The organism is Pseudomonas umsongensis (assembly GCF_002236105.1).
Lineage (GTDB): Bacteria > Pseudomonadota > Gammaproteobacteria > Pseudomonadales > Pseudomonadaceae > Aquipseudomonas > Aquipseudomonas umsongensis.
Genome location: NZ_NIWU01000008.1, coordinates 136,023 through 149,548, shown reverse-complemented (window position 1 = coordinate 149,548; position 13,526 = coordinate 136,023). Strand labels below are relative to the sequence as shown.

The following is a 13,526-nucleotide window of genomic DNA, read 5'->3' as shown; positions in this document are numbered from 1 at the left end:
AACTGACAGTGATCAGGCCCTGAGGGTTCGCTCAGCGTCCGTGATCTGGCACGCCCACAGGCTGACATCCTTGCACAGCCAGACGGTGTTTCGCGATATGTTGTGCCAGAACCAGATGTCCAACAGGGAGGGCGCCATGGCGCGGATGTACGATGCACGGGGCAATATCTACAACGTGGTGGCGCCCGAGGCGCTGCGCCAACAGGGCATCGACGTGCCCGATCAGGCCGACCGCGTCGCGCAAACTCGCGAGGACTGGGCGCTGGCGGCCATCGAAGCGTGCTGTGCCTGGGCGCCCGGCACGCAACCGCCGGGCAGCAAGGATCATTGCAGCGACGGTTTGCTGGTCGGGCCGTTTCAGTCATCGCCGCCCTTTGACCTGTTGATCGTCAACACCGACGGCACCCTGGCCGAGCGCAGCGGCAACGGGTTGACAATTTTTTCCCAGGCGTTGAGCGATCAGGGACTGTTTCCGAGCGATGAAGCCTGCGTACTCAGGGTACATCACGACAAATCCGACACACCCTCGCCGGGGCAAACATCGGTGAAAGCCGCGCAAGTCGAGGGTGCGCAGGGTTTCTGGCTAGACCTGGGCCAGCCTGGCTTCGGGCCATCGGCGGTCAGTGCCGTTGACGTTGAAGCTGTGCAGTTGAACGGCCGTGAGCTCAGCCACGTGCGTCAGTTGTCAGCACTTAATGGCGCCTGGTCGCGCAGTCAGTTTGCCAGGGTCGGCAATCCGCATTGCGTGACGCTGGTGGACAGTGCCGAGGCCTTGCCGGGCAATGAGCAGATGAGGCAATCGCCATTGGCCGAGGGACTGATGCGGATCGCCTATGCGATGCCTGCAGGTGCAGGTAAACCCTGTCCGGCAGGGATTAATCTGCAATGGGCGATGCGTGAGTCCGAAGGTCATGTTGTCGCGCGGGTGTTCGAGCGCGGGGAAGGGCCGACGGCGTCCTCGGGGACGAGTGCGTCGGCGGTGGCGTGTGCGGCGTGGCGGGTAGGTTGGGTGAGTGCCGGCGAGGTGAAAGTGGTAATGCCGGGTGGTACGGCGCCGATTTTGCTGGAAGAGGAGCAGGGGGAGCTGAGTCGGGTCAGCCTGTTTGGTACAGCTCGATTAGTGAGGTGAATTTGAGATCGCCTTCGCGAGCAGGCTCGCTCCCACAGTAGTTTTTTGTCGTTCACAAAACTGTGGGAGCGAGCCTGCTCGCGAAGGGGTCAGTCCAATCACAGCAACCTTCAGATCTGCTCGCTGGAGAACTCCACCACCGGCATCGTGCGCTTCATCAATACCTTGCCGCCGCGTACCGAATACAGCGGCAAGCCCTGGCTGCGGATCACCTCGTAATCGCTTTCCGCCGAGAGGATCAGCAGATTCGCCGGCCGTCCGGGTTCGAGCCCGTAGCGCTCGCCCAGGGCCATGGCCTTGGCGCTGTTGACGGTGACCAGGTCCAGGGCGTTTTGCAGGTTGCGATACCCGAGCATGTGGCAGATATGCAGGCCGGCTTCGAGCACCCGCAGGATGTTACCGTTGCCCAGCGGGTACCAGGGGTCGACGATCGAGTCCTGGCCGAAACATACGTTCATGCCGGCTTCCAGCAGTTCGTTGACCCGGGTCACGCCCCGGCGTTTCGGGAAATTGTCGAAACGTCCTTGCAGGTGAATGCTTTCGGTAGGGCAGGAGACAAAGCTGATCCCTGCGTGCCCAAGCAGGCGAAACAGCTTGGCGCAGTAGGCGTTGTCGTACGAGCCCATGGCCGTGGTATGGCTGGCGGTGACCCGCGAGCCCATGTCGCGGCTGCGGGCTTCTTCGGCCAGCACTTCAAGGAAGCGTGACTGCGGGTCGTCGGTTTCATCGCAATGCACGTCCACCAGGCAGCCCGTGCGCTCGGCCAGGTCCATGAGGAACTTCACCGAGCTGACGCCCTGGTCGCGGGTGTACTCGAAGTGCGGAATGCCGCCTACCACATCGGCACCCATGCGGATGGCTTCTTCCATCAGCTCGCGGCCATTGCGGTATGACTCGATACCTTCCTGGGGGAATGCGACGATCTGCATGTCGACCAGATGCCGGCTTTCTTCGCGCACCTCGAGCATGGCCTTGAGCGCCGTGAGCTGCGGGTCGGTGACGTCGACGTGGGTGCGCACGTGCTGGATACCATGGGCGGCAAGAGCCTGGAGGGTTTTCCTGGCGCGAACCCTGGTGTCTTCTTCGGTGATGGTGACCTTGCGCTCACCCCAGCACTCAATGCCTTCGAACAGCGTGCCGCTCATGTTCCAGCGCGGCTCGCCAGCGGTCAGGGTGGCGTCGAGGTGGATGTGCGGCTCGACGAAGGGCGGCACCACCAGGTTGCCACCGGCGTCCAGATCGTCGGGGCCCAGGGTCGGCGCTTCGGTCTGCCGGGCGATGTTGCTGATCAGGCCGTTTTCCAGGTGCAGCTCATGCAGGCCTTCCTGGTTGCGCAGCCGGGCGTTGATGATGTGCATCGGGCAGATCCTTTCAGAGAACCGTTTGGACAATAGCTCTACGTTAGCTCGGCAGCGGCGAATGCCGCCAGTGGTCTTTTCGCGGATGTACACTCTCTACTATCAGGCCGTCATATCCAGCGGCAAAAAACGCATCAGCGCAGCGACAACGGCTTCAGGCGCATCCTCCTGCACCAGATGCCCGGCGTTGGCCACCGCATGAAACTGCGCTCCAGGTATCATCTGCTGCAAGGCACGCCCGCGATCGATGGGAATCCATTGGTCGTCCTTTCCCCAGAGAATCTGCACCGGGCAGCGAATCGTCGGGTACAGCCCCTCGGCCTCGCGGGTGTAGCGTTCGTCCATTTGCGCGATCTGCCGATAGAATCCCGCTTGCCCAGGATCACCCAACCACGGTTGCACGTAGGGTGCGAGTTCGTCATCCGGGATGTCTCGCTTGATTGCCCCGCGAATATAAGCCGCCACGATGGCTCGCTGGATATAGTCCGGCACACCACTGAAAGCGGCTTCGTACTGACGGACATGCTGCACGAACGGCGACCCCCAAGGCGTTAGCGCCACCGGATCGATCAATGTCAGGCTGCGGTAATCCTTGCCGTTGAGCAAATGGCTGCGCAGGGCGGTTGCCCCGCCAAAGTCGTGGGCCACCACATCCGGGCGGTCCAGGCCCCAGTGTTCCAGCAATTGGGCCAACAGTTGGTTTTGTACTCCCAGGGAAACATCGCCATCGATCTTTTCCGATTGCCCGTAGCCCAGCAAGTCGAAGTAGTACACCCGGTGGGTGGCGATGAAGTGCGGCGCAATCCGGTGCCAGACAAACGAAGAGAAGGGCGTGCCGTGCACGAACACCAGCGGCGGTCCATCGCCGCGCACGGCGTAGCGAACGTTATGCCCATTGAAACGATAGCTTTGAGCCAGCGGCCAGTCAGTCATTTGCGTGTCCTCTTGGCCGATGCAAGGGCAAAGCATAGGCATAAAAAAACCACCGGTCTCGGTGGTTTTTTTGATCGAATGGCTCACTCGCCGCGATAGATGCACCCACTGGTGCAGGTCTCGTGAATCCGGATGGCGCTCAATTCCGGCAGCAGCGGCTTGAGTTCAGCCCAGATGAATTTGGCCAGCACTTCACTGGTCGGATTCTCCAGGCCAGGAATATCGTTCAGGTAGTTGTGGTCCAGACGCTCGTACAACGGCTTGAAGATCGCCTTGATTTCCGAGAAATCACGAATCCAGCCAGTATGCGGGTCGAGGTCGCCACTGAGGTGAATCGCCACTTTGAACGAGTGACCGTGCAGGCGGCCGCACTTGTGACCGTCCGGGACGTGAGGCAGGCGGTGGGCGGATTCGAAGGTAAATTCTTTGAAGATTTCCACAGTGGTTTCAGCTCTGTTCAGGTGGCGATCGCCGCGGCGATGTGGGCAGATGGCGAGTTTAACAGCTTGTCCTGACTAAAGGGTCAGCAAGCGTTCGGCGAGATGACCGTTGGCCGTCAGTTCGAGAAACTCGTCGCCCAGGCGGCGGCTTTCCTCCATCGTCGTGCGCCAGTATTTCTGGCGGCTCGGGGCGTCGCCCATGAAGCGCTTGAAGTCATTACGATCCGGCAATTTGCCATAAGGCAGGCGCGCCAGGTATTCCTTCGATGGTGCCAGCAACACCACATCCTGCAAGCGCGCAGGGCAGGCGCGGCGCCACGGCAAGGTCTTGTCGAACCAACCGGGAATCACCCGGTCGGTGAAGTGCGGATACAGCACGATGTCATTGCCGCTGTAGGGCAGGTCCAGGTGATAGTCCAGCAGGCCGCCATCGCGGAACGTGCCCGCACCAGCGCCTGGCAGGTGGCGAACGCCTTCCATCACCATCGGGATCGAACCCGAGGCCAGCAGGGCCTGGCGTAGATTGGAGGTGTCCAGTGCGACGAAGCGCGACGGGAAGTCGTTCAGCGCGTTAACCGGTGGTGCCAGGCGCGGGTCGTGGATGATCAGCCGTTCGAAGTGCCGGGCCAGCCGCGCACGACCGCGCAGGTTATCGGCGATCACCGACGACAAGCCCAATCCCAGGCGGCCACGGTGGTCGTCCGCGAGCAAGCCGTGACTTTTGACTACCATGATGTTCAAGCGATAGTAGGGGTTGTCGAGCAGGGTCGCGTCACGACCATCGAGCAGATCATCGAGCATGCGCCGCGAGCTTTGGCTGATCTGCGCCATGGTTACGCCTTTGGCGAAGTTTTGTTCGGTATAGAGGTGGCCAAGGCGCCGCAAGCCTTCGGCAGCATCCGGCAGGCAGGCGCTGGCAAAGCGCCACGAGCCCACCGATGCGCCGATCAACGAGCGCTCGCGCGGTGCCGCCGGCAGCCATTCGCCGAACAATGCCAGGTCCAGCCCCTGAATCCCCAGGGCTTTGGGCCCGCCAGCCGCGCCGGGTAGCGTGCCAACATCCGCAGCGCTCAAGCCACGCTCGCGAATGCGCGCCAGCGCCCTGGCGCCGGCCTTGAGGGTCAGGGAGGGGAACTTGATATGGATAGCGGTCATACCGGTCTCGAATGCGGGCGAACGAGCGGATTATAAGCGTGTAGGTGACGCAATTTCCGTGATGCAATGTCCGCCTTTAGTAGATACCCGCTTCAGCAGTCGGTTTACTGGCGTGACGTGACCTTGTCCGACGAGGCCACCGTGCCGCTGCCGCAATTGATGTACGAAGAGGATTTCAGCCAGCGCTGGTCCGGGTAGTAGGAAAACAACAGCTGCCCATCTTTCATCGAGTCGATCAGGCGGTGAGCGATGGCCGGCCTGACCGCCGGGCAGCCGAGGCTCCTGCCGATCCGGCCGTTGGCGCGGGCCAGTACCGGGCTGACATAGGCCGCGCCGTGAATGACGATTGCCCGGTCGAAGGCGTTATCGTTGAAGCCAGGCTCCAGGCCTTCCATGCGCAACGAATAACCGTTCTGGCCGACATAACTCTGTTGGGTACGGTACAGGCCCAGGCTGGTGGCGAAACTTTCGTTCTGGTTGGAGAACTGGGTCGCCATGTTTTCGCCGCTGTTACGGCCATGGGCAACCAGTTCGTGGAACAGCAGCTTGCGTTTTTTCAGGTCGAACACCCACAGGCGCTGTTCGGTAGAAGGCAGGGAATAATCGATCACTGCTAGTCTCTGTGCCGGTGCTGCACCTTGGGCACGGGTACACTGTGTTGCGCGAACCGCCAGGGCAATGACCTTGGCATTGGCGTTTGGAGCAGCTTTGGCCAGCGCGACTTCGAGCGAATCGGCGTAGGCTGATGGAAGGATAGCCGACGTCAGCAACAGGGCTGTCAGGAAGCCAAAGCGATGTAGCGCCATAAAAATGTCTCATCAGGAATATGTCGAGTCTAGCAGCGAGTTGAACGCTAGCCCTTTGATTACAGGCGATTAAGGATTATCCATGGGTCAATTAACAAGGTTATTCGTCATAAGCCGCGTATTTTTTATGGTCTTTCTGATCAGCGGCACTGCTGTGGGTGAAACTTCGCCGATCGTGCCGGTATCTCCGGCGTCAGTGAGTGTGCTCGGTGCGGCACCCGATGACGAAATCGGCCAGGCGATCCAGGCGCAGCTCGAACCCTTGCAATCGGCATTTCCTCCGCTGCTGACCTCACGCAAACATCAACGGGTGGATGTGGCCCGGGTGGTGCTGGATTTTTATTCGCACCGCAATTTCCGAGCCGCGTGGATGAACGGGCGAGATGTCAGCCAGTTGCTCAAGGGCCTGGATGATACCCAGGCCGATGGCTTGGTTCCTGCCGATTATCGGGCCGGCGAGCTGGCCCAGGCGCAACTGGCGTTGCAGGCCACGGCTCCAACCCCGGCGCAATGGGCGGCTTTCGATATTGCGGCGACCCGCACGTACGTCACGGCGTTGCTGCAATTGCGCCGGGGCAAGGTTGACCCGGCACGCCTGGATTTTCATTGGAACTTCGAACCCGAGGGCATCGATCCTCGCGAAGACATGAACACCTTCTTCACCGCCCTGGATGATCACGACGTGGCTCGTGCGTTCGCCCAAGCGCCGCCCCAGGAAGCCGTTTATCGCCGCCTGCGCGAGAGCCTTGCGCAATTGCGCAAGGTCCGCGATGCCGGTGGTTGGCCGAAAGTCGCCGAAGGGCAGTCGCTCAAGCCCGGCATGGACAATGCTGCTGTCAAGCAGTTGCGCGCGCGCCTGGAGGCCGCCGGGTACCTGGACCCGCACAAGTCCAAGCGTACCGATTACGACGACAGTGTCATTGCCGCGGTGAAGAAATATCAGTTTGAACAATACCTCGGCGCAGATGGCGTGGCGGGCGCAGGAACCCTGGCGGCGCTGAATGTACCGGTCGAGGCGCGAATCGACCAGGTGCGGGTGAACATGGAGCGGGCGCGCTGGTTGCTCTATAAGCTGCAAGGCACTTTTGTCATCGTCGATATCGCTGGCTACAAGGTCGCCCTGTACCGCGACGGTCAGCCGATCTGGCGTTCCCGGGTGCAGGTCGGCAAACCGTTTCGCAGCACGCCGGTGTTCCAGTCCGAAATCACCTACGTCACCTTCAACCCCACCTGGACCGTTCCGCCAACGATTCTCGTCAAGGATATGTTGCCCAAGATCCAGCAGAATCCGGGTTACCTGGCGGCCAACCGGATTCGCGCCCTGGATCGGCAAGGCAATACGCTCGACCCGTCGACCGTCGACTGGTCCAATGCGCGCGGCATCACCCTGCGCCAGGACGCCGGCCCGGATAACTCGCTCGGGCAGGTGGTGATCCGGTTCCCCAACGACTATGCGATCTACCTCCACGATACCCCGCACCGCGAGCTGTTCTCCAAATCCATGCGTGCCACCAGCTCCGGTTGCATCCGGGTGGAGAATCCATTGCAGCTGGTTGAACTGCTGTTCAACGACCCTGTGCGCTGGAACGCGGCGGGTATTCAAAGGCAACTGGCCAACGGCAAGACTCAAAACATCAAGCTTCCCGTCAAGGTGCCCGTGCTGCTGGCCTATTGGACAGTGGATCTGAATAGCGACGGACGGGTGACGTTCAAACCGGACGTTTACGGTTACGATTCGCCAGTGCTTCGACTCTTGAACCAGCCTTCCAAGTTGCCTGCCCTGGAGTTGCAACGAGCAGAGCCGTCACTGGTCGTTACGGGTCAAGACACGCTGTAGCCCTGGCGCCTTGTCGAGAAGCCAGGCCGGGGGGACCCATTGAGAACCATGGACATGAAAATGGGTCACAGTTGATCAGTAAATAGGGATAGGGATAGGGATATTGACGATGGATGTTGCCGACAAAAAAACGACACTCATTTCCCGGGCGCTTCGGGTGCACGACCTGGATGAGTGTCGCAACATTCAAAAGGGGCCCGTGTTCATCGTGGCGTCGGGTAAATCGGCCAAGGATTTCCCGTTGCACAAGTATGCTGGCGTTCCAATGATCAGCATGAACGGTGCCATTTCGAAATTCACGGGTACAGGTATCAAGCCGTACTTTTATGTGTGTACCGACCAGGGTTTTTCCGAGCAGCAGCCGGAATTGTTCACCGAGGCCATGCGCATCAGCGAGCGGGTTGCGCTGTGGGAAAAACATGTCTGGCACACCTCGCTTAAGCCCCAAGGCAAGCTGTACTTGCTGAGCCGGGCACCCAGATTGGTGTGGAGTGATTTTTTCAGGGCTGACAAAGACCTCGTCAGGGTCCGCAAGCTAGGCAGGGGGCGGAGTAAAACCCTGGGTTTCAGCAAGAACCTCAAGCGCGGTTTTTTTGACGCGCGTACCGTCGCCTACCTGGCGCTGCAGCTTGCCTATCACCTGGGATTCAACCGGGTGTTCCTGGTGGGAGTCGACCTGGACCCGACAGCGGGGCGCTTCTATGAAGTCCCAGGCAAATTCGTTTCTCCCTGCGTGCTCGACGACCATTTTCAGACGAGAATCCTGCCGTCGTTCGAGATCCTGTCGAAGCAGGTCATCAACGAGGATTTTCAAGTCTACAACTTGTCCGACGTCTCGAAAATTCCATCGCGACTGATTCCTCGGATGACTCTGGAAGAGCTCGACAGGTTGCTCTGACGGATTGTTCGTCTGCACGACATCAAACATTTCGAATGACTCTCGTGGTGGAACGCGTTCGTGGCTGTGCCAAAGTATCGGCTTTTGACTGGCCCAGTGTCGGTCGATGTTATTTCCAGTTGAGTCACCGCGCAGGAACGTGCCGATGAAAAGACTTTACGCCACGGTCGCGCTGATCGTGTTGACGTTCGCCAGCGTGGGCCCGAGCAGCGCCCGGGATTCAGGGGGCGCCAGGCCGCAATCCGTGGCGGGGGTGTTCGACTACTATCTGTTGGTGCTGTCCTGGTCACCTACCTACTGCCTGACCCATCGTGACGACGCGCAATGTTCCGGCAAAGGCTATGGCTTTGTTCTTCACGGCCTTTGGCCGCAATACGCCCGGGGTGGTTGGCCGAAGTCCTGCGCGCCGAGGGTGAAGCTCTCGCCAGAGGAGCGGGCGAAGGGCTTGATGCTGTTCCCGACCAACAAGCTGCTCGAGCACGAATGGGCCAAGCACGGCACGTGCAGCGGCCTCGGCGCCATCGGTTACCTGGAGGCCTCCGACAAGGCCTTGGGCGCGGTCAGGATTCCCGAGCAACTGCAACCCTTGAATAACACGCTTTATTTTTCAGCCCGGGACATTGAGCAGATGTTTCGCCAGAGCAATCCGGGGTTGCCGGGGGATGGCATTGCGGTGATCTGCAACGGGCCGCAGTTGTCGGAGGTTCGGGTCTGCATGGACAAGGACCTGGCGTTCGCGTCTTGTGGCACAGGAGTGAAGACACGATGCCGCGCCGGGGATATCCGGGTTCCACCTTTGCGGTGATGGTGCTTCACCCGAGCTCCAGTCCTGCCTGGACCACCGACAGCAGATTGTTTTCGGTCAGTGCGACCGCATCCGGTTGCGCTACGGCTTGTTCGATTACTTGTAGCCACCAATGTGTTGCGCCGTGTTCGTCCACGGTGCGCAACAGGGCCAGTTCGTTGCCTTTGCAGTGGATTTCGACCCGCCCCTCTCCATCCGCCGTGAAGCGTGCAACGGGATCGAGCGTGATGCTGTGGTGATTGCCGGTGATCACCAACTGGTCGATGGCATAGTCGAAGGTGTCGCCCTGCGGGTGGCTCTCGAACACGTGAGTGGGGTTGCGCCGCAAGACCAGGCCGGCCTCGGTCAATGGCTGTAACCAGGCCTCGATCCGGTGATACAGCTCGTAGACCTGGCCCGGCCAACTATCGATCGCCTGATCGATGCCGGAGGGCCGGGTCTGTTTCAGTTTTATGGCCAGCTCGTCTGCCTTGCTCATTTCATTTCCCTGTCGTGGTGTAACACTCATCGTAGCTCCTTGATGGTGATGTGGCAGTTGTCCTGCGTCATGTCGCTGACGGTTTCCAGGGGGTGGTTAAACATTTGGTATCTGCTGCGCTTTTCTCGCGGGTAACATCGTAGACTTGGCGCCCAAAACCAGAGGCATGGGGGTGTCGCTCGTGCCTTGTCCTTTCAGGGAGCGCTTTTTGCCAACACGCCTTGATGAGTTGTGTCACGCCCAAGGCATCGCCTTGAAACGCATACCGCTGCGCAACGCCGCAGTGTTGTTTATCGGCGCGGTGTGCCTGTGCCTGTGCGCCTTGCTTTATTTGCAACTGGAGCAGTCCCGGCGCCATGACCTGAGCCAGGCCCAAGTCGCTTCGTCCAACCTGACGCGGGCCATGGCGCAGCAGGCCGAAGACACCTTCATGCAAGCCGATCTGGTGCTGACCAGCCTGGTGGACTGGATTCAGGCCGACGGATTCGGTTCAGCCCAACGTCCACGTTTGCAGAAGACCTTCGTCCGGCGGGTGCAGGCGCTGGATCAATTGCACGGCATCCTGTTGTTCGACCAAAAGGGCCAGTGGGTCGTGACCTCGTTTGAAGCACTGCCTCGCGGCAACGGCGTGGCAGATCGCGAATACTTCAGGTTCCACCAGCAGAACATTTCTTCCGTGGCGCACATCGGCCCGGCCATCCGTAGTCGGGAAAATGGCGAATGGATCATTCCGATCTCCAAGCGGGTCAATGACAGGAAGGGTCAGTTCCAGGGGGTGCTGCTGGCCGGGATCAAGATGTCGTACTTCGAGCAGTTCTTCAAAGGCTTCAGTATCGACGACAACGGCGCGATGTTCCTGGCATTGACCGATGGCACGTTGCTCGCCCGTCGGCCCTATGTGCAAGCGCAGATCGGTACGTCATTGGCCAAGGGTGAAATCTTTCAGAACCTGCTGCCCCGCGCGACTTCCGGCAACGCGATGTTCGCCTCAGAGATGGATTCGATTGTCCGCCTGCATGGTTATCGGCAGCTGGAGGCCTATCCGCTGGTGGTCTCGGCGGCATCGTCGCGGGACTCGATTCTCGCGGACTGGTACGACACGGCATTTCGCTCCAGCGCCATCGTCGTGTTGGTCATTCTGGGCATCGGACTGATCGGCTGGGTGTTCATACGCCAGGTGCGTGTGGGTGAGCAGGTCGAGGCGGACTTACGACAAGCTCAGCAAGCACTTGAGCTGATTGCCACCCACGACAGCCTGACCGGCCTGGCCAATCGCCGGTTGTTCGAGCGGGCCCTCGATATCGAATTCGGGCGCGGTGCCCGCCAACAAAGCCCGCTGAGCCTGATCATGCTCGATATCGATTTTTTCAAGCGGTACAACGATACCTACGGTCATGTGGTGGGCGATCACTGTCTGGCCGAAGTGGCACGTGCCGTGAAAAGTTGCTGCCATCGCAAAGCCGATCTGGCGGTGCGATACGGTGGCGAAGAGTTTGCGGTGTTGCTGCCTGACACCGATATCCAGGGCGCCATGAACCTTGCCGAACAGATTCGCCGCGGCGTAATGGACAAGAACATCAGCCATTCGGGATCGCCCTGCGGATACGTGACCGTCAGCCTCGGTTGCTATTCGTTCGTGCCAACGGGGCGCGATAGCGTGGAAGTGTTCATCCAGCGCGCCGACGCGGCGCTGTATCAGGCCAAGCATTCGGGCAGGAACCGTTCGGCGACGTTGTCGGTGGAGGGCGGGGCGCAGGCACTCGTGCGATCAGACCGCTGACGTGGCTGCGCGACTACCGGTAGCCGATTGTCTGCCTGTCAGAACTTGTGCAATTGATCGTCTAGAGTTCCGATAGCTCTGCCACTCCCGGCAGATCTCCCCATCGCAAGGACGATCGCCACTATGTCGATAACCCAAGCTTTGTCCTCCATAGCCCTTATTGTTGCGTCCAGCGCGGTCTTTCCGCTGGTCAGTCAGGCGCAATCGAAAATCACCGCCGAAGAAGCGCATGCCATTGGCGTGGATGCCTACGTTTACTTTTATCCGCTGTTGACCATGGACATCACCCGCAAGCAATTCACCAACATTGAACCGGGCAAGGAGTTTGGCAAAGGCCCGATGAACATGTTTGTGAGTGTGCCGGAGTACCCGCCTGCAGATTTCAAAGGGGTGGTGCGGTCGAATTTCGACACGTTGTATTCCATTGCCTGGCTCGACCTGACCAAAGAACCGCTGGTCATCGCTGCGCCAGACACAGCCGGACGCTTCTATTTGCTGCCGATGCTCGACATGTGGAGTGACGTATTCGCTTCGCCAGGCTGGCGCACCACCGGAACCGACGCTGCGCAGTTCCTGGTGACCCCTCCGGGATGGACCGGCACAGTGCCTGCGGGACTGAACCATCTGCCGGCGCCGACGCCTTTTGTCTGGGTGATCGGGCGAACCAAGACCGATGGCGCGGGGGACTACGCGGCGGTGCACAAGATCCAGGCCGGCTACACCGTGACGCCGTTGTCTCGGCTGGGCAAAGGTGCTGAACCGGTCAGCGTCAAGATCGACCCGGCCGTGGACATGAAGACCCCGCCGAAAATCCAGGTCGACACAATGTCGGCGGCCGACTACTTCGCCTACGCCGCCGAACTGCTCAAGGTGCATCCGGCCCACGGCACCGATCAGCCGCTACTGGCGCAAATCAAGCGCATCGGCATCGAACCTGGCAAGTCGTTCAGCATGGATGCCCTGGACCCTGAGATAAAAGCTGCCTTGGAGACTGCGCCCAAGGACGCGCAAGCACTGATGGCGTGGAAGGTGCCTACCCTCGCACGGGTGGTCAACGGCTGGTCGATGAACACCGACACCATGGGTGTCTACGGCAACTACTACCTCAAGCGCGCGATCGTGGCGCAGGTGGGGCTCGGCGCGAATCTGCCGGAAGACGCGATCTATCCGTTGAATATCGGTGATACAAATGGCAAATCCCTCGACGGCGCGCACAAATACGTGCTGCATTTCGCCAAGGATGAAGTGCCTCCAGTGAATGCCTTCTGGTCGATCACGCTGTACGACCCTGAAGGTTTCCAGGTAGGGAACGAGCTCAACCGATTCGCGGTCAGCAGCTGGATGCCGTTCAAGAACAACGCTGACGGCTCGCTCGATATCTATTTCCAGAATGAAAACCCTGGCAAGGACCTGGAAGCCAATTGGCTGCCGGCGCCCAAGGGGCCGTTCAACCTGACCATGCGCTTGTACGGTCCGAAGTCCGAGGCCTTGAACGGCAAGTGGAATCCGCCAGCGGTCAAGCAGATGTAGTGCGGGCAATCGAGGCAGCCGACGATGATCCGTCATCGGCTGCCTTTACGCGTTCAGCTGCCCGTCCCGCCGCCAGCCCCGCCAGCCCCGCCGGTCCCTCCGCCAGCCGCCCCGGTGCCCCCTCCGGCACCCGAACCGCTGTTGCTGCCCGCGCTTCCACTTGATGAGCCGGTTGCACCGCCGTCACCGGCGTTGCCGCCCGAGGGCGAGCTCGGCGTGTTGTCCGGTGGCATGACCGGCCCGCTGGTTGCGCCGGATTTAGTGCCCGCCGCCTCAGCACCATCGCCGGCTGCGAAGGTGGCCAGGGAGGCCGTGCAAAGCAATCCAGCGAGAAACAGCGAAGTGATTCTGGTGTTTTTCATGGTCCGTCTCCAAAA

The 13,526-nt window shown here is 60.3% G+C and carries 13 protein-coding genes; 6 read left to right on the top strand and 7 right to left on the bottom strand.

What is annotated here, in order from left to right:
* The first annotated feature begins 136 nt into the window (after positions 1-136).
* Entirely contained in the window at positions 137-1,129 is a 993-nt protein-coding gene (locus PSUM_RS27940; RefSeq protein ID WP_033044161.1) for a diaminopimelate epimerase, read from the top strand.
* A gap of 110 nt (positions 1,130-1,239) precedes the next feature.
* Here the strand turns inward: PSUM_RS27940 and codA are convergent, their stop codons facing one another.
* From codA to PSUM_RS27915, 5 genes are all read right to left on the bottom strand, one after another.
* A complete protein-coding gene (codA, locus tag PSUM_RS27935) occupies positions 1,240-2,487 on the bottom strand; it encodes a cytosine deaminase (RefSeq protein WP_020795529.1) in 1,248 nt (415 codons plus the stop codon).
* Positions 2,488-2,589: 102 nt separating this feature from the next.
* On the bottom strand, positions 2,590-3,420 hold the full coding sequence (locus tag PSUM_RS27930) for an alpha/beta fold hydrolase (RefSeq protein WP_083350180.1): 831 nt from the start codon (positions 3,418-3,420) through the stop codon (positions 2,590-2,592).
* Between the two features lie 83 nt (positions 3,421-3,503).
* Complete coding sequence (queD, locus tag PSUM_RS27925; protein WP_008056290.1) at positions 3,504-3,860, bottom strand: 6-carboxytetrahydropterin synthase QueD; 357 nt, start codon at positions 3,858-3,860, stop codon at positions 3,504-3,506.
* A 75-nt stretch (positions 3,861-3,935) separates the two neighbouring features.
* Complete coding sequence (locus PSUM_RS27920; protein WP_020795527.1) at positions 3,936-5,015, bottom strand: hypothetical protein; 1,080 nt, start codon at positions 5,013-5,015, stop codon at positions 3,936-3,938.
* Positions 5,016-5,119: 104 nt separating this feature from the next.
* The gene (locus tag PSUM_RS27915; RefSeq protein WP_083349510.1) at positions 5,120-5,821 is read right to left on the bottom strand and encodes a murein L,D-transpeptidase catalytic domain family protein; all 702 of its coding nucleotides are present in this window, start codon (positions 5,819-5,821) and stop codon (positions 5,120-5,122) included.
* A gap of 82 nt (positions 5,822-5,903) precedes the next feature.
* Here PSUM_RS27915 and PSUM_RS27910 point away from each other — a divergent pair, with 82 nt between their 5' ends.
* The 3 genes from PSUM_RS27910 to PSUM_RS27900 all read left to right on the top strand — a co-directional run bounded on the left by PSUM_RS27910 (position 5,904) and on the right by PSUM_RS27900 (position 9,361).
* Complete coding sequence (locus tag PSUM_RS27910; RefSeq protein ID WP_083349509.1) at positions 5,904-7,658, top strand: L,D-transpeptidase family protein; 1,755 nt, start codon at positions 5,904-5,906, stop codon at positions 7,656-7,658.
* A 109-nt stretch (positions 7,659-7,767) separates the two neighbouring features.
* Positions 7,768-8,556 (top strand): 6-hydroxymethylpterin diphosphokinase MptE-like protein, encoded by a 789-nt coding sequence (locus tag PSUM_RS27905; protein WP_020795524.1) that lies wholly within the window; start codon positions 7,768-7,770, stop codon positions 8,554-8,556.
* Positions 8,557-8,701: 145 nt separating this feature from the next.
* Positions 8,702-9,361: a ribonuclease T2 family protein gene (locus PSUM_RS27900; RefSeq protein WP_083349508.1), complete on the top strand. Its 660-nt coding sequence runs from the start codon at positions 8,702-8,704 to the stop codon at positions 9,359-9,361.
* Between the two features lie 7 nt (positions 9,362-9,368).
* Here the strand turns inward: PSUM_RS27900 and PSUM_RS27895 are convergent, their stop codons facing one another.
* Positions 9,369-9,839 carry a hypothetical protein gene (locus PSUM_RS27895; RefSeq protein ID WP_033044156.1) on the bottom strand — a complete coding sequence of 157 codons (471 nt, stop codon included), beginning with the start codon at positions 9,837-9,839 and terminating at the stop codon, positions 9,369-9,371.
* Positions 9,840-10,047: 208 nt separating this feature from the next.
* On the opposite strand from PSUM_RS27895, the gene PSUM_RS27890 reads away from it, so the two are divergent.
* Together PSUM_RS27890 and PSUM_RS27885 are read left to right on the top strand one after the other, a co-directional pair.
* Positions 10,048-11,619: a sensor domain-containing diguanylate cyclase gene (locus PSUM_RS27890; protein ID WP_083349507.1), complete on the top strand. Its 1,572-nt coding sequence runs from the start codon at positions 10,048-10,050 to the stop codon at positions 11,617-11,619.
* A 123-nt stretch (positions 11,620-11,742) separates the two neighbouring features.
* A complete protein-coding gene (locus tag PSUM_RS27885) occupies positions 11,743-13,149 on the top strand; it encodes a DUF1254 domain-containing protein (RefSeq protein WP_083349506.1) in 1,407 nt (468 codons plus the stop codon).
* Between the two features lie 53 nt (positions 13,150-13,202).
* Here the strand turns inward: PSUM_RS27885 and PSUM_RS27880 are convergent, their stop codons facing one another.
* Entirely contained in the window at positions 13,203-13,511 is a 309-nt protein-coding gene (locus PSUM_RS27880) for a hypothetical protein (RefSeq protein ID WP_083349505.1), read from the bottom strand.
* Positions 13,512-13,526 lie beyond the last annotated feature (15 nt).